Here is a 13563-nt window from a genome sequence, read left to right as displayed (position 1 = left end):
GAAAAGTGGGTACTAGCACTTGAACACCTCCTTGGGCCGCCGAGATCATTCGGATGCGGGCGCGAATGATCTCCGTTTCAGGGTAATGCGTCCATGCGCGATAAGAGCTGGCGACCGGGCGTTTGATCCTCGCAAAGCCACCAACGCACGCGAACATCGAATGGATGCGCGTCTCGCTGTTCGAGTAGCGCCGTACCATTCATGCTGGGCTACAGGATAACCCGCCGGCCTGCCCGGCCCTTGATCCTAACAAATCCGAACGCAGCGATACGCGACAGACCTGCGCCGATGTTCATGCGAATGACGGCGCTTTCCCTTAAAAGACTCCTTAAGTCCACGTTCATGAGATCAAGCCTGTTAATCTGGATGGATCATGATGTCCATGGTTTCGTCGCCATCCTCGAACGGACCGGGAAAGCCGTTGTCCTCCACCAGCTTCACGGCACACAGGCAGACGTCGCCGCCGATCACGGCGAGCGCAACCGGCTCAAGGGCTCTTCCGTTACAAGGGCCATCGATGCAAAACCCGCTGTCGATCTCGAAGATCGCTCCGTGCCGGCCGCACCCGAGAAAGGCGCGGTCGGGCGAGAAAAATTCGCCCGCACGGATGTTGAGCCAGACGCCGTCATGTGGGCAGCGGTTGACATAGCCGTGATAATCATTGCCAACGGTCCGAACCACAACAATCGGAAACGGCCGACTCTCACCGCTCTCGTCGATCCGTGACAGGCTAAAGCCCCTCGCGCTGCCCCGCTCGATTGCATCGGCGGGGCAGACGGCGAACACCTCAATCTCTTGGCTGCCCATGTCGCGCTGCTCCCTTGCTCATGCGCCGTGTTTTCCTGCGCGAAAGACATCGACGGCGGTACCGGTCAACCGAAGGACGCCAATTCCACCGACCAGCTCCTTGTAGGCATCGACGGCCCGCTGAGAACATCAAATTGCATTGAGCTTCTCATTGTCTTCCCGCACCACCCTCAAGAGTTCCTCGTGGCCTTGCCGGACGAACAGGCCGGAGCATCCGCGTGTGGTCTGCCCCTGCATTTGTCCGGAAGTGGCGATCTCCGGGTTCTGCAGCACCGCCAAAAGTGACGTGGCGTGAATGACGTCGATTATCTTGTCCAACGGTGAGACTGTGCATGTCGACATTCAAGCCTGCCTTGCGCCTCGCATTGATAATTCCTCGTTGCTAATAAATTGCTGCGCCAGCGCCGATGTTGATGGATGCGTCCTTCATCGTCTCCACGATGAACTCGATCTGCTCGTCGGTGAGGTGGCTGTGAAACGGCAGTGCCAGGGCGCGATCGGCGATCTTTTCCGCAACCCGGAAATCGCCATGACGATAGCCAAGTTCGAAATAATGCCGCTGCAGATGCAAGGGATAGCAATAAGCGGCGGCCTCGACCTGCTCGATGCGGAGGTCATCGACAATGGCGTCGCGGCTGGATCGCGCGAAGCGCGTTCCGAGATGGACGAGATAAAGAAACCAGTTCACCTCGGTCACATCGGGACCGACATAGGGAGGCTTGATACCCTCAAAGGATTGCATATGCGCGTTGTAGAGCTGTTCGACGAGTCGGCGCCGCTCCAGGATCTCCTCGAGGCGCTTCAGCTGCGCAAGGCCCAGCGCGGCTGTGAGATCGCTCATGCCGGCCTGGTGGGGCGCTGCGCTGCTGACGACAACGGAGGAGCGCTCATCCAGCCGATGCGCGCGATGGCGGCGCAAGCCAACGGCCATGTCGATGTCGTCGGTCACCACCATGCCGCCTTCGCCGCAGGTCAGGGCCAGTGGCTGGGCGAAGTCGAACACGGCGATATCGCCAAAGCGGCCGACGAGTTCGAACTTGTATCGCGATCCGATCGCTTCGGTTGAATCCTCCAGGAGCGGCAATTGATGGCGCTGCGCGATCGCGCGCAGCTCCGACCATGGCGCCGGATGGCCATTGGGGTTGCCACCAATGATCGCCCGCGTGTTGGCCGTGACACGCTCTTCGACCTTCGCCGGAGCCAAGGCTCCCGACCAATAGTCGACGTCGGCAAATACGGCCCTCGCGCCCACGAGACTGATAGCATGCACTACCTCACGAAACGAATAAGGCGAGGCAATCACCTCCTGCCCGGGTCCGATGCCGAGCGCTTTTAGTGCAAGCAGAAGCCCGATGGTGCCGCTGGGGACGGCAACGGCATATTTGCGCCCAAGGTAGGCGGCGAAGGCTTTCTCGAAGGCCTCGGTGATGGGCCCATTGGAGACCCGTGGCGAACACAGCAGCGCTTCCACGGCGGAGAGCTCGGCGGAGGTGATATCGGGATCTGAGAGCGGAATGAAGGATAAATCGGCGTCGACCGCGTCCGTGCCATCGTCGCGATGCCCTACCAGTCCAACGCCGATCACCGTCCGATCCTCCTTGCCGCCAGCAGGATGCCAATCGCCCGCACCGGATCGGCCGTGATATCTAGGCAGCGATCGCAGCCATCGATCAGATGCAGATCGAAATTCGGAAGACTCCGGAATGGTCGCTCCGTCACGTCAGAGGCATCACAGCGTGTCGCGGCGAGGTGCGGAAAGCGACGCCGCAACTCGAGAACCGGATCTGCATCAGCCTGCGCCGCCGCGAGCACCCGTTCGATTTCCATCAATTCGTCTGTGCCAAGCGCCATCGCGTCTCCCATATAATTGGACCCTAAATAAGCTTCATAGCCAGAACAGCCGCTCGGGATCTGTGTTCAAATCTTCGATCGCCGAGGTCAGCCGGTGGTAAATGCTATAAAACTCCCAGATTCCGTTTGCGTGGTTCTTGCGAAACAGCTTCCACATGCCGCACACCATGTCGTAGTGGATCAGCGCGGCATCGATAAGGCCGCCATCGGCGTCGATATTGCGAGAGCAGCAGGGACTCTCGATCAGATAGCCCCCTCACCGCCTTCACATGCGGCGAGACATAGCGATAGCGCTTGCGCGCGCTTAAGGCGCGCTCGATCCGCTTGCAATCGAGCTCGTTCGGGTGAGGGATCATCCTGACCGCTGCCTTTCTCATCACCGCGGCATTCATCGCCAAAGGCCCCCTCATAGCACTGTGATTTCTTCTTCAAGACAGCCGACGACCATCCGCTCGCCGAACTCGACGAGATAGATTGGCACGTTGCCTTCCCTATGCCTGCCGACCTGCACGATCTCGCCGATCCCTCCGGCGCCGATCAGGAGTCTATCGGCCGGTGCATTGGGAAACGAGCCGTCATTGATGAGGTCGACCGCTGCCTTGACGCGCTGGCCCCATTGGTATTTCGGCAGTCTCGAGGCGATCATGGGCCGGCCTCTTCAGGCAACGGCAGATCCAAAAGCTCATCGCGCCCCACCTCCGGCTCGAGCTCTTTGCGCTTCATGCCGACGCGGTTGCCGCTTTCGAGAAATTGAACGCCATAGATGTAGAACTGCTGCAGGAAAGTGCCGATTGAGACGACGTAACCCACCTCCCCCTTTTTGACGAGGATCTCGCCGATCTCCTTGCCGGCATATGTCCCGTCATTGCGGATGGTACGGCTGGCCTGCACCTTTTCGCCAAAGCTGAAGAAAGGCGGCCCGGTCAACTCGACCACCTCGCTGTCGCGAACGATGTTGCTCATGTCCCACTCTCTCTCGGTCGTTCGGGCCGGATGGCCACGCGCGCGCGGGCGACTTCCTGCACCATCGAGTCCTCGTCTTTGGTCAATTCCGCTAGCTCGGCCGCCGTGCGATCTCGAGGCGCACGGTGCCATCGGGATCATTGACCATGCCGAGCAGCCACTCATTGGGAACACGGATCGCAACCACGCGGCGCACCTCGGGTTCGTCATCGCTCATGAGACGCCCAAGCAGCGCCCGCGCGATCCGGCTCGCCACCACCAGGCGGACGTAATAGTCCTGGTCCGAGATCATCGGCGCCAGCTCCCATCCAGCAAGGTCGCAACCCGCATCCTAACCTTCCGATGCAGATCGTTGCGCAGCCGCAGCACTAAGCGCTTGGGCAGGCGCCGCGCGGCGTTCCAGCGCACGGTTTCCTCAGCATCGTCGGGCGGCATCGGCAGCAGAAACACGCTGGCGTGGTTGGCTGCGATCGCGCGCACCTCAAAATGTGGATGGGTGATGTAGGCGTCGGCCAGCGCCGGATTCCAGTAGAAGAAGCGGTCGATGCGGCGAGCATAGCGGTCGTTGACGCAGGCGTGCATCAAGCGGCAGCCGCCGCTGGCCCTGAGCCCGATACGAGTGCAGGTGCCGCAGTCGACCTCGTTGCCCAGCCAGTCGCGGGCCTTATCGATGTCAATCGTCATCGTCCTGCCCCATCCGCTGCAGCACGTCCAGGAGCACCCTGGCGCCGATCTTGTCGGTCGGCTCGAGCTGCACGAGCTTGCTGGCGGCCGCGCGGCCTTCATCCAGATTGCCGAGCCGCAGCTGCAGGTACGCGTAGGCTTTTAGCGAAAATAAATAGAAGCGCGACAGGATGTTCTCGTAGCAATCGAAAGCAGCGTCGCCCGCGCTGACCCGCCGCCAATCGTCAGCGAGACCGTTTTCGCGCGCTGCCTTGGAGATACAGAGCTTTGCCACCTCCAACGCCTCGGCCAAGCGACCTTTGTAGAAATAGAAGCGGTAGATTCCGATCAGGACGGCGGCGTGGCCCGGCGCTAGCGCCTGCGCTTCGTGCAGGTGCCTTTCCGCGATCGCATCCACGTGATAGAGGAGCCCGGCCTGCCACAGATGATCCTCGGCTTCGCGCGGCAGGCCTTCGCCGAGCAGCGTGCGCGCAATCAGCGCCCCTTCGCTCCCGGACAGCGGATTGCCGGCCCCAGCGAGGTTCATTGGCAGCTTTCCTGTTCTAATGGGCAGCCTTTGCGGTATCGCTGGAGCAGCACACCTGCTTCTTGGAAGATCGGCCCGCTCTGCGCAGCAGTGTCGGTCAAATCGATCGTGACACCGCCAAGCATTAGCGGCTCCCGAATTGAGGCAATCTTAGCCCGTTCCGCTGGAGGCCTTGCTGACCGGGCCGAGGTGCCGGCGCAACACCTGTCTTGGCGGACAAATCCAAGCAACCACCGCCTGTAACGGCGAGGCGGAAGCTGCGGCCAGCGGTGCGCAGCGCGAAAATCGCGAGTTTTTCAGCGCTGGGCGCCGGCGTAAAGGTCATGGGATCGGCCCCTATTTACGCGCGCGCCTGGTAGCGCGGCAACGAGGTGTCCAAGACGCAGGTGTTATCGACCGGGCACACCGCGACGCATTGCGGCTCGTCAAAATGGCCGACGCACTCGGTGCATTTTTTCGGATCGATGACAAACGTTCCGCCTTTCTCCGAGATTGCGACATTGGGACATTCGGGCTCGCAAGCCGAGCAGCTCGTGCATTGCGAGGCGATGATCTTGAACGGCATTGACCTTCCCCCTTAGGCGGCCGAAATCAGTGCGCCCTGGCGGATCGCCGCCTCGCCCCGCTCGGTATGCTGGATTTCGCCGCTTTGCACCTTCTCCAGATAGGACTTGAACCAGGCGATCGCTGATTTTTCGATGAACTCATGGGCGTATTGGTCGACTGGCTCGATCCCGGCCTTCAACAGATTGCTTTTCGGACAGCCGCCGATCTTGGCCACTAATACCGCATGGCAGTCGTTGATGGCGCTGATGACGGTGGCAAGGCGCTCCTCCTCGCCACAGCCGCCCCGGCAATAGTGATCGACGCGGCGATGGCCGACGAATTTGGCGCCGGTCGTGGAGAGTTCGTACACCTGGAACTCTTTGGCGTGACCGAAATGCTCGTTGATGACGCCCGCGCCCTTCGTCGCCACGGCAACCATGGGCTTGATGTCACTCATTTTGCTGGCAAGCTCGACGAGCTCTTCCTGCTTGCCAGCAAGCTTGGCAACGCGCTCCTGCTCGATCTTGGCTTGATAGGCCTTGCGCATCGGCAAGTCATATTTGACGTCCATGGCCATAACCTTCTCGGTAGTGAACTCCGCGCTGCGGTCCTCGCCGAGCAAGCCGACAGCGTCGGCGCGGCACTGCCGGCAATGCCGCATCAGGTTCATCTCGCCCTCGCAGGCATCCTGCAGTGCCTTTAATTCCTGCGCGGTTGGCCCCCGCTGCCCGTTGAGACCAAACTCCGTGCCGTGCTCGGGCGCGGAGATCAGCGGCATTATGTTGTGCAGGAACGCGCCGCGCGATTTGATCGCCTTGTTGACCTTGACCAGATGCTGATCGTTAATACCCGGGATCATCACCGAATTGATCTTGCATAGGATGCCCCGCTCGGTGAGCATCTCGAGGCCTTTCAGCTGGCGCTCGTTGAGGATCTTTGCGGCTTCTAGGCCGGTGTAGCGCTTGTGGTTGCAGAAAATCCACGGATAGATTTTGGCGCCGATTTCGGGATCGACCATGTTGATAGTGATGGTGACATGATCGATCTTGAAGCGGGCGATCGTGTCGACATGGTCGGGTAGCATCAGGCCGTTGGTCGACAAGCACAGCTTGATGTCGGGAGCAGCCTTGGCCACCAGCTCGAACGTCTTGAACGTCTTTTTCGGATTGGCCAGGGGATCGCCGGGCCCCGCGATGCCGAGCACAGTCATCTGTGGGATTGTGGAGGCGACCGCCAGCACGTTTTTCGCCGCCTGCTCCGGCGTTAGTTTTTCGCTCACCACGCCCGGGCGCGATTCATTAGCGCAATCATATTTACGATTGCAGTAATTGCACTGCATGTTGCAGGCAGGCGCGACCGCAACATGCATGCGCGCGTAATGATGATGCGCTGCTTCGCTGTAGCAGGGGTGATTCTTGACCTTCTCCCAGATCTCGGTCGGCAGATCACCCTGGCCGGCCTGCGAGCCGCAGCTTGCCTTGCCCCCGCCGGACCTCCCGCAGCCCTTGCGCGCGGCGATCTGCATGACCTTGCCAATGTCGACCGCGCTCCCTACCGAGCTTGCTTCGTCCAGCGCTGATACGTTCATCCTTCCATTCTCCCTGCAGCGGAAACTGAAAAGAAGATTTGCAACTCGCGTGCCATGGCCGGACTTGCGAGCAATTTTGATCTAGGTCAAAAGCTGAGCCGCTTACCGCCCTCTGCCGTGAAAGCGACGGCCTTCTGCACGACATTAGCAATGTTCGAAGTGTGCCAGGCGTCTCGATCCCGACACAGAGATGAACGTACTCATTCCCTGGCGCGAACGAAAGACAACTCGCGTGCGCCGGCACGCGAGCAACATCGACACCCGTATACCGGTCTGTCGGCCGGCGAGCAGGATCTCGATCGCGCGCGGGAGCGGGATCGCAAGCGGCGTCAGGCCCTGTTCGACCAGAAAACGCAGTTCATTCCTGGACAGCACATCTGGCTCCACGATGGCGTAATGAACACCGGCCGAGCGCTTGGTGAGCTGCCGCGCATAAGTTCGCAGCAGCTGATCGTTGAAGCGGCAGCCGATGAAGAGAAAGCTTCGGCCACTGCGCCGCTCTTTCACCACATCGGGGATCGGCGTCTGAATGTCGATCTCGGTCAGGACCTCGACATAGTCGGCGTCAGAGATCAGGAAGTTCCTTGCGGGCAACACGCCGCCGTGCGGCTTATAGAGGACCGTGCTCCAGCTCTGCGCCGCATCATGGTCGACCTCTCCGCCCGCTGCATCATAGAAGCGATACCAGCGGTCCTCGCCGAGGCCGGCGCGGGTGATACCCTGCACCTCACCCCATCCCTCGCGCCTGCCAAGCGCCCCCGCATCGCACCGTCATACCAGGTATCGACGATGACAGGCAGGGGCAGCACGGCAAGATGATGATGCAGCGGCGTCGGCTCGACCGGCGCAGCAAAGGCCAGCGCCATCAATGCCGTCACGGTGGTGCGATGCTTGTTGCTCTCGATGTGCTGCGCAGACGCCCAGATGTTGCCTTTGGCCCGGCGCGGCAGCGCGACCTTGCTGGCGAAGAAAGCAGCCAAGGCGTCCGGCGTCATCGTCGCATCCGGTTTGGACACATCAGCGAGGCCAGGTCCGAGATAGGGAATAATGCTGGCGGCACGCAGCCTCCTCGCTATGTCAGTGAGAATCGCCTCCGCATCGGCCGCATTGACGAAGTCGGTTTGCGCCATCGCCTTCATCGGCCGTCGCCGTCCTCGCCACGCTTCCTGGCATTGATCGTGATCGGCAGCGACGTGTCGCTTGCCATCTCGGGTAGATCGAGCACCCAGCCATTGCCTATTCTGATCCAGCCACCCCACAGCGTCTCGCGCTCCGATTCCACAATTGGCTCCTCGAGATCTTTTTTCGGCACATAAATCGACAGGCCCTCCGGAGAGCGGCGAATCATGACTTTCATAAGATCAACTCGTGCATTGGGGCGAAGCGCTGGTGGGGTTGGGAGGCTCTTGTGACATGGCACGCAGATTAGCCAGGATGCGCGACAGTACGCGGACGACCTGATCGACGTCATCGGCCGTGGTTTCACGCGAGAGGGAAAAGCGTACCGCGCCGCGCAGGCTCCTTGCCGGCACGTTCATCGCGCGCAGCACATGCGACGGCTCCATTGACCCCGAGCTGCAAGCCGATCCGAGCGAAGCGGCAATGCCCGCTCGGTTGAGATGGTGGACGATTGCTTCGCCTTCGAGATCTTCGAAGGCGATGCTGGCCGTGTTCGGCAGGCGGTTGCTGACATCGCCGAGCGGGATGCAGCGGCCGTTGTGCAAAATCGTCTGCTCCAGGCGATCGCGCAACGCAGCAATGCGAACACGCTCCGGCTCGAGCCCCTCCGCCGCAAGCTCTGCAGCTTTTCCAAGACCGACGATGCCGGGGATGTTCTCGGTTCCGCCGCGGCGCCGTCGCTCCTGTGCCCCACCCCAGATCAGCGGCCTGAATTTCGTGCCTTGTCGCAAATAGAGCGCGCCGATTCCCTTGGGGCCGTGCAGCTTGTGTGCGGACAGCGAGAGCATGTCGATAGCACTGTCCTTCAGGTCGATGGGCACCCTGCCTATGGCCTGCACCGCATCGGTGTGAAACAGCGCACCTGCCGCGCGCGCCAAGCCGGCCAGAAACTCCACCGGGAAGATCGTGCCGGTCTCGTTGTTGGCCCACATAACGGACGCAATCGCCGTGCGTGGTCCAAGCGCCCAGCGAAACGCCTCGAGGTCGAGGCGGCCGCGCGAATCCACCGGGATCACATGCGTCTTGATGCCCGTTAACGCCAATTGCTCGACCAGCGTGAGGATGGCGGAATGCTCGACGGAGGTGGTGACGATCTCGTCGCGCCCTTGCTGGGTCGCGAGCGCAGAAAGGATGGCGGTGTTGTTGGACTCGGTCCCGCCGGAAGTAAAGATGATCTCATGATCGTGGGCGGCTCCCAGCAAACTCTGCAGGCTGCGGCGTGCCTTGGCCACCGGGCCTGCGATCTCGCTGCCGAAGGCGTGGGCGGACGAGGCATTACCGAACCGCTCCGTGAAGAACGGCAACATGGCTTGCAAGACACACGGATCTGTCCGCGTGGTCGCATTGTTGTCGAGATAGATCGGCACAGAGCCTCGCTCAATGCTGCGGATTGGCGCCGCCGGCGACCGGGATCAGGCGAACGAATTCGCCGAGCCCTTGGACCAGCCGCGCCTGAATGCTTTCTAGCGTCGCGCTTGAAAGCTTGCAGAACACGCAGGCACCGGTCAGCTTGACCGTGATCTTGCTGCCGTCGATCCCAACGAGCTGACAGTCTCTGCCGTCGCGTTGCAGATTGGGCCGAATCTCCTCGATCACAGCCCGAATGAGTTGTTCACGATCGGTCTCAACGACCGACCGTTGCTTCAGCTGTTCCGGTTCGACCAGCATGCTTTGATTTCTCTTTTCATCTGCTGAAGGATTTGCCGCAGGAGCAGCTCGAGCTAGCGTTTGGGTTGTCGAAGGTGAAGCCCGAGCCCTCCAGCGCCACCACGAAATCGATCGTCGTGCCGGCGAGGTGCTCATGGCTCTTATTGTCGACGAACACCTTGATCCCGTCGCGCTCGATGACGGTGTCGTCGGGCTTTGCCCCGTCGGCGAGGTCCATCTTGTATTTGAATCCGTCGCAGCCGCCGGCCTCGACCATGATGCGCAAGCCGCTCCTCGGCTGGGCCGAAGCCGAGATCGCGCTCTTGACCGCATTCACTGCGCTATCCGTCAGATTGATCATGGCACCTTTTGTTTTCCAGAGTCATTTGCATCGAATTGGCAAGTCGCATGCCAGAGCGCAGGCGCTTGACACTGCTCACATTCTTCAAAATCGGGCTGTTGGCTTTGCGACGCGTGTCTGGTTGCTGACAAAGGTCTTCGAGGGATCGCGGCGGCTTTGCGTGTCTTCTTTATGGATTCCGCCGAGAAAGGGTTACGCCCGCGGCGGCAAATGATTTGCATTGCGTCTCCCACCGCCGGGGTGCCCGGCGGTGGTCTTGGATAGAGGGATGATTTTTGATGACTGCAATCGAGAACACCGCGCTCGGCCGGTTGGAGAAGGAAGGGCGCCTGCTCAATCCCATATTCAAGGGCGGGACCACCAAGCGGGGCCGGTTCGGCTTTCGTGGCGATATCGCACTGAAATTTCAGGCCCAGGTCGCGGACGAGAAGCGGCCGCCCCACTATTCGATCGAGCAGGTACTGACGGTCGTGCAGGTCGGCGAAAACATCATTCCGGTGCTGGCCGGCTATCTGCACTGCTTCGCTTATCTTGCCGATGTCGCAAACGTTCTTGAGAGCGCGCTAAGCCCTGACGGCAGCTACTTCATGTTTTGCAACAACATAGACCTGTTGGCGAAATATCGAATCAAGCTCGCTGGTATCACCTTCAACGTGCTGCCGTGCGATGAATCCACCGTTTGGAAGGAGATGATGGACCTGGTCGGGGTCGACAAGAATGACATCAAGAAGCTCGATGCGCCCGGCAAGCTCGACTACCTGCTCGACGCGGCCAAGGATGTCGATGCGTCCTATGACGAGATCTCTTACGAAGAAGGGCTGAAGAGGATGGAACCCGTGAGAAACCGCAACGAGAACCGGCCGGTCTGAGCGCCGGCTTCAGCTTTAGCCAGAGGAAACCTCCTCCTCGACAAGCCGCACGCCGGTCACGCAGATATCGCCGTCCAGCACCGTCAACGCAACCGGCGTGAGCCGGCTGCCCTTGCATGGGCCGTCGACACAGCGGCCGGTGCTGAGCTCGAAGGTCGAGCCGTGCTTGCCGCACATCAGCCGGATGCCGCGGGGATCGAAAAACTGGTTGCGTTCCCAGTCCAGATTCACGCTGTTGTGCGGGCATTTGTTGAGATAGCCAAACACCCGCTTGCCCCAGCGCACCACGACAATGGGCCACGGCCTGTGGCTGCCGTCTTCGTCGACGATCATGAGGTAGAAGCCCATGGCGCGCTGGCTTGGAATATCGTTGAAGCCGCAGATCGCATAGGCGGTATTCGGCTGCGTCCGCTGCGCGTTCATGACAAGACAACTTTCAATTGATCACCTTGCGATCAGCGTTGCAAAAATCGCGCAAAGTACCGGGGTGCCTTACCTTTTGGCAGTCCCGTGCGCTGCGTCGCAAGCGATACCACAACTAATTGCGACCGGTGCACAATGGATGGATTTGCGCGAGCATGCGCCCTTGAGACAGTTAATCCAGTGAGGCGAGGTCTCGACTCGGCGACACCGCGTCAGCATCACACAACATGAAGAAGTTCACACCGCATATTGTTTTCTGCAGGACTAAATCGTTCAGAGACCCAAAGGATTGAATGACCCCCTTCCCCCCACTGGGAACAAGGACGAGATCGGGATTCAGCAAGCGCACGAGATCTGGCCGGATGGCGGATACTTTTCAGACTGGCTAGTCCCGATGGGGGTCGCATCGGAAGCTTGTCGGCAGATGATAGCTCGCATCGTCGCCGACAACGGTCAGTCAAAGATCGACTGCATCTTTCGCCGGACCAAGACGGCAAGGTCCATCCTTTGTCTCGCGTTTTGCCCGACAGTCGCAGCGCCCCCCGTGACCGGCAACCCTGTAGTCATGCATTTGAAGGTTGGCACTGTCGTTCAAGTCACAACGGAGAATCCGATTTCCTATGCGCTTGGAACCGAGTTGACGGTTCTCAATCGCATGATACCGACGGTTCTCGGCCAGTTAGACTAGTGCTGACCTCCGAGCGGTGACTTGGGGCAAGGCCGGGTCGAGCTCTTCCTGCTCGAGGATCTTGGCGCCCTCCCCCGCCAGATAAGCGGCGAGCGCAGCTATGCCGGAATCCGATGGGCATCGCGCTGGTGCGGCCTTTTTCGGCGGAACTTGTCCAGATCGCTTGGCGATTTCGATGCTCATGAGGTGGGGACGGATCGGGCGTCCGATAGCGCGCTCGATCATGCGGAAGATCCAGGTGCCGTCCGGATCGATGTCCGACCAGTGGAAGATCGGCGTGCATTCGGACACCATTCCCGCGATGACCCGTAGCGCCTCTTGCGTCGCAAGCGAAGGATATCCGGTCGCCCCCTCTTCGATCAACGTCATCCGGGCCGCCGGTGCCAGCTGGACAATATCGGGCTCGTCATGGGTTACGCCGCGCTGGAAACCCGCCAGATCGAGCGCGGCTGTCAGCTTCTGGCTCAAGCCGTCGATTAGCTTCGTTCGCGGCGATTGTCATAGCCGCATGCCCCTACAGCTGGACGAGCAAAATCAGCGATAACTGGCAGTTTCGATCGTGCCAAGCTGGGTCTATGTCAGGGCTGAGAACGGAGAACCGACATGTATGTGCCCCCCGCCTTCAAAGATGACGAAGTCGAAAGCATCCGAGCGACCATCCGCTCCGCCGGCCTCGCCAACCTGGTCACGGCCACCGCGGACGGGCCGCTTGCGACACCCTTGCCGCTCTTCCTCGAGGAGACCGAAGGACAGCACGGAGTTCTGTACGGGCACTTGGCGAAGAGCAATCCGCAATGGCGCGCGGCCCCGAACGGCGAGGCTCTGGCGATCTTCATGGGTCCGGAGGCCTACGTGACGCCCTCATGGTACGCCACCAAGCAAGAAACCGGGAAGGTGGTGCCGACATGGAATTACATCGCCGTCCACGCGTACGGGCCGGTCGAGTTCTTCCAGGAGCCCGAACGTCTGCTCGAGGTGGTCACACGGCTGACGAACGTCCATGAGACGTCGCGTACGAACCCATCGGCTGTCAGCGACGCACCCGCTGATTTCATCGCCGCGCAACTGCGCGGTATCGTCGGGGTGCGCATTCCGGTCACCAGGTTCGAGGGCAAGCGCAAGATGAGTCAGCATCGGCCCAAGGCAGACCGCATCGGCGTCGCCGCCGGCCTTGCGGCGAGCGAAAAACCGCAGGATCGGGAAGTGGCTCCCCTCATTCCGATTCAGGCCTAGAGGTCATGACTTTTCTTCGAATCGTGGTCCCGCTCTATGGAGCATGATCGTTTCGGAAAACCGGTGCCCACTTTTCCGGATCATGCTCTAAGGCGAGCGCAAGAGCGCTGGGTGTCGAACTCAATCGGTCGTATAGAACGCTTCCCGAATGGGATTCGAGATCGGGCCGGAGCCAATAATCGCCGTCTGGGTCATTGC

Annotated in this window: 19 protein-coding genes and 2 pseudogenes; 2 read left to right on the top strand and 19 right to left on the bottom strand. The window is 60.6% G+C overall.

Translation table 11 applies throughout. From position 1 onward, the window contains the following. Positions 1–357: 357 nt before the first annotated feature. The 17 genes and pseudogenes from CWO89_RS30730 to CWO89_RS30650 form a co-directional block, all read right to left on the bottom strand. The gene (locus CWO89_RS30730) at positions 358–807 is read right to left on the bottom strand and encodes a Rieske (2Fe-2S) protein (protein ID WP_028169005.1); all 450 of its coding nucleotides are present in this window, start codon (positions 805–807) and stop codon (positions 358–360) included. Positions 808–936: 129 nt separating this feature from the next. Next, positions 937–1149, bottom strand: coding sequence for a hypothetical protein (locus tag CWO89_RS30725; RefSeq protein ID WP_028169006.1), 213 nt, complete (start codon positions 1147–1149; stop codon positions 937–939). Between the two features lie 40 nt (positions 1150–1189). After that, positions 1190–2377 (bottom strand): DegT/DnrJ/EryC1/StrS family aminotransferase, encoded by a 1188-nt coding sequence (locus tag CWO89_RS30720; RefSeq protein ID WP_245475085.1) that lies wholly within the window; start codon positions 2375–2377, stop codon positions 1190–1192. An 11-nt stretch (positions 2378–2388) separates the two neighbouring features. Next, the gene (locus tag CWO89_RS30715; protein ID WP_130229977.1) at positions 2389–2658 is read right to left on the bottom strand and encodes a DUF6129 family protein; all 270 of its coding nucleotides are present in this window, start codon (positions 2656–2658) and stop codon (positions 2389–2391) included. A gap of 34 nt (positions 2659–2692) precedes the next feature. After that, positions 2693–3050 (bottom strand): annotated as a pseudogene (locus CWO89_RS48210) (DUF3024 domain-containing protein). Between the two features lie 14 nt (positions 3051–3064). Further along, entirely contained in the window at positions 3065–3304 is a 240-nt protein-coding gene (locus CWO89_RS30705) for a nitrogen fixation protein NifZ (protein ID WP_028169009.1), read from the bottom strand. Next, the gene (locus CWO89_RS30700; protein WP_028169010.1) at positions 3301–3621 is read right to left on the bottom strand and encodes a nitrogen fixation protein NifZ; all 321 of its coding nucleotides are present in this window, start codon (positions 3619–3621) and stop codon (positions 3301–3303) included. The genes CWO89_RS30705 and CWO89_RS30700 overlap by 4 nt, the downstream gene beginning before the upstream one ends. Before the next feature lie 91 nt (positions 3622–3712). Further along, positions 3713–3913 (bottom strand): hypothetical protein, encoded by a 201-nt coding sequence (locus tag CWO89_RS49700; protein WP_245475083.1) that lies wholly within the window; start codon positions 3911–3913, stop codon positions 3713–3715. Next, a complete protein-coding gene (locus CWO89_RS49695) occupies positions 3910–4305 on the bottom strand; it encodes a 4Fe4S-binding leucine-rich repeat protein (RefSeq protein WP_245476659.1) in 396 nt (131 codons plus the stop codon). Before CWO89_RS49695 ends, CWO89_RS49700 begins: the two co-directional genes overlap by 4 nt. After that, complete coding sequence (locus CWO89_RS30690) at positions 4295–4831, bottom strand: tetratricopeptide repeat protein (RefSeq protein WP_130229981.1); 537 nt, start codon at positions 4829–4831, stop codon at positions 4295–4297. Before CWO89_RS30690 ends, CWO89_RS49695 begins: the two co-directional genes overlap by 11 nt. Positions 4832–5171: 340 nt before the next feature. Continuing rightward, positions 5172–5396, bottom strand: coding sequence for a YfhL family 4Fe-4S dicluster ferredoxin (locus CWO89_RS30680; protein ID WP_028169012.1), 225 nt, complete (start codon positions 5394–5396; stop codon positions 5172–5174). A gap of 12 nt (positions 5397–5408) precedes the next feature. After that, positions 5409–6965 carry a nitrogenase cofactor biosynthesis protein NifB gene (nifB, locus tag CWO89_RS30675; protein ID WP_130582284.1) on the bottom strand — a complete coding sequence of 519 codons (1557 nt, stop codon included), beginning with the start codon at positions 6963–6965 and terminating at the stop codon, positions 5409–5411. A gap of 279 nt (positions 6966–7244) precedes the next feature. After that, positions 7245–8104, bottom strand: a pseudogene (locus CWO89_RS30670) (SIR2 family NAD-dependent protein deacylase); the annotation flags it as partial. Beyond that, complete coding sequence (gene nifT / locus CWO89_RS30665) at positions 8101–8322, bottom strand: putative nitrogen fixation protein NifT (RefSeq protein ID WP_028169014.1); 222 nt, start codon at positions 8320–8322, stop codon at positions 8101–8103. The pseudogene CWO89_RS30670 and the gene nifT, both read right to left, overlap by 4 nt. Positions 8323–8326: 4 nt before the next feature. Continuing rightward, positions 8327–9511 carry a cysteine desulfurase NifS gene (gene nifS / locus CWO89_RS30660; RefSeq protein ID WP_028169015.1) on the bottom strand — a complete coding sequence of 395 codons (1185 nt, stop codon included), beginning with the start codon at positions 9509–9511 and terminating at the stop codon, positions 8327–8329. 10 nt (positions 9512–9521) lie between these two features. Continuing rightward, positions 9522–9812, bottom strand: coding sequence for a NifU family protein (locus CWO89_RS30655; RefSeq protein ID WP_028169016.1), 291 nt, complete (start codon positions 9810–9812; stop codon positions 9522–9524). 16 nt (positions 9813–9828) lie between these two features. Further along, positions 9829–10152 carry a HesB/IscA family protein gene (locus CWO89_RS30650; protein WP_028169017.1) on the bottom strand — a complete coding sequence of 108 codons (324 nt, stop codon included), beginning with the start codon at positions 10150–10152 and terminating at the stop codon, positions 9829–9831. Between the two features lie 278 nt (positions 10153–10430). Here CWO89_RS30650 and CWO89_RS30645 point away from each other — a divergent pair, with 278 nt between their 5' ends. Then, complete coding sequence (locus CWO89_RS30645) at positions 10431–11021, top strand: hypothetical protein (RefSeq protein ID WP_028169018.1); 591 nt, start codon at positions 10431–10433, stop codon at positions 11019–11021. 15 nt (positions 11022–11036) lie between these two features. On the opposite strand, the gene CWO89_RS30640 is transcribed toward CWO89_RS30645, so the two are convergent. Together CWO89_RS30640 and CWO89_RS30635 are read right to left on the bottom strand one after the other, a co-directional pair. Further along, positions 11037–11444, bottom strand: coding sequence for a Rieske (2Fe-2S) protein (locus CWO89_RS30640; protein ID WP_028169019.1), 408 nt, complete (start codon positions 11442–11444; stop codon positions 11037–11039). 679 nt (positions 11445–12123) lie between these two features. Further along, complete coding sequence (locus CWO89_RS30635; RefSeq protein ID WP_028169021.1) at positions 12124–12600, bottom strand: Wadjet anti-phage system protein JetD domain-containing protein; 477 nt, start codon at positions 12598–12600, stop codon at positions 12124–12126. Between the two features lie 135 nt (positions 12601–12735). Here CWO89_RS30635 and CWO89_RS30630 point away from each other — a divergent pair, with 135 nt between their 5' ends. Then, positions 12736–13365, top strand: coding sequence for an FMN-binding negative transcriptional regulator (locus CWO89_RS30630; protein ID WP_028169022.1), 630 nt, complete (start codon positions 12736–12738; stop codon positions 13363–13365). Positions 13366–13563 lie beyond the last annotated feature (198 nt).

The sequence above is a fragment of the Bradyrhizobium sp. Leo170 genome (genome assembly GCF_004296405.1).
Classification (GTDB): domain Bacteria; phylum Pseudomonadota; class Alphaproteobacteria; order Rhizobiales; family Xanthobacteraceae; genus Bradyrhizobium.
Note: the sequence above shows the minus strand (reverse complement) of the source record. Positions and strands in the feature narration are given on the sequence as shown.

Excerpts from the sequence above, each read along its gene's own strand:
- CWO89_RS30730 (WP_028169005.1), bottom strand. The coding sequence starts at position 807 with ATGGGCAGCCAAGAGATTGAGGTGTTCGCCGTCTGCCCCGCCGATGCA.
- CWO89_RS30725 (WP_028169006.1), bottom strand. The coding sequence starts at position 1,149 with ATGTCGACATGCACAGTCTCACCGTTGGACAAGATAATCGACGTCATT.
- CWO89_RS30715 (WP_130229977.1), bottom strand. The coding sequence starts at position 2,658 with ATGGCGCTTGGCACAGACGAATTGATGGAAATCGAACGGGTGCTCGCG.
- CWO89_RS30705 (WP_028169009.1), bottom strand. The coding sequence starts at position 3,304 with ATGATCGCCTCGAGACTGCCGAAATACCAATGGGGCCAGCGCGTCAAG.
- CWO89_RS30700 (WP_028169010.1), bottom strand. The coding sequence starts at position 3,621 with ATGAGCAACATCGTTCGCGACAGCGAGGTGGTCGAGTTGACCGGGCCG.
- CWO89_RS49700 (WP_245475083.1), bottom strand. The coding sequence starts at position 3,913 with ATGATCTCGGACCAGGACTATTACGTCCGCCTGGTGGTGGCGAGCCGG.
- CWO89_RS49695 (WP_245476659.1), bottom strand. The coding sequence starts at position 4,305 with ATGACGATTGACATCGATAAGGCCCGCGACTGGCTGGGCAACGAGGTC.
- CWO89_RS30690 (WP_130229981.1), bottom strand. The coding sequence starts at position 4,831 with ATGAACCTCGCTGGGGCCGGCAATCCGCTGTCCGGGAGCGAAGGGGCG.
- CWO89_RS30680 (WP_028169012.1), bottom strand. The coding sequence starts at position 5,396 with ATGCCGTTCAAGATCATCGCCTCGCAATGCACGAGCTGCTCGGCTTGC.
- nifB (WP_130582284.1), bottom strand. The coding sequence starts at position 6,965 with ATGAACGTATCAGCGCTGGACGAAGCAAGCTCGGTAGGGAGCGCGGTC.
- nifT (WP_028169014.1), bottom strand. The coding sequence starts at position 8,322 with ATGAAAGTCATGATTCGCCGCTCTCCGGAGGGCCTGTCGATTTATGTG.
- CWO89_RS30655 (WP_028169016.1), bottom strand. The coding sequence starts at position 9,812 with ATGCTGGTCGAACCGGAACAGCTGAAGCAACGGTCGGTCGTTGAGACC.
- CWO89_RS30650 (WP_028169017.1), bottom strand. The coding sequence starts at position 10,152 with ATGATCAATCTGACGGATAGCGCAGTGAATGCGGTCAAGAGCGCGATC.
- CWO89_RS30645 (WP_028169018.1), top strand. The coding sequence starts at position 10,431 with ATGACTGCAATCGAGAACACCGCGCTCGGCCGGTTGGAGAAGGAAGGG.
- CWO89_RS30640 (WP_028169019.1), bottom strand. The coding sequence starts at position 11,444 with ATGAACGCGCAGCGGACGCAGCCGAATACCGCCTATGCGATCTGCGGC.
- CWO89_RS30630 (WP_028169022.1), top strand. The coding sequence starts at position 12,736 with ATGTATGTGCCCCCCGCCTTCAAAGATGACGAAGTCGAAAGCATCCGA.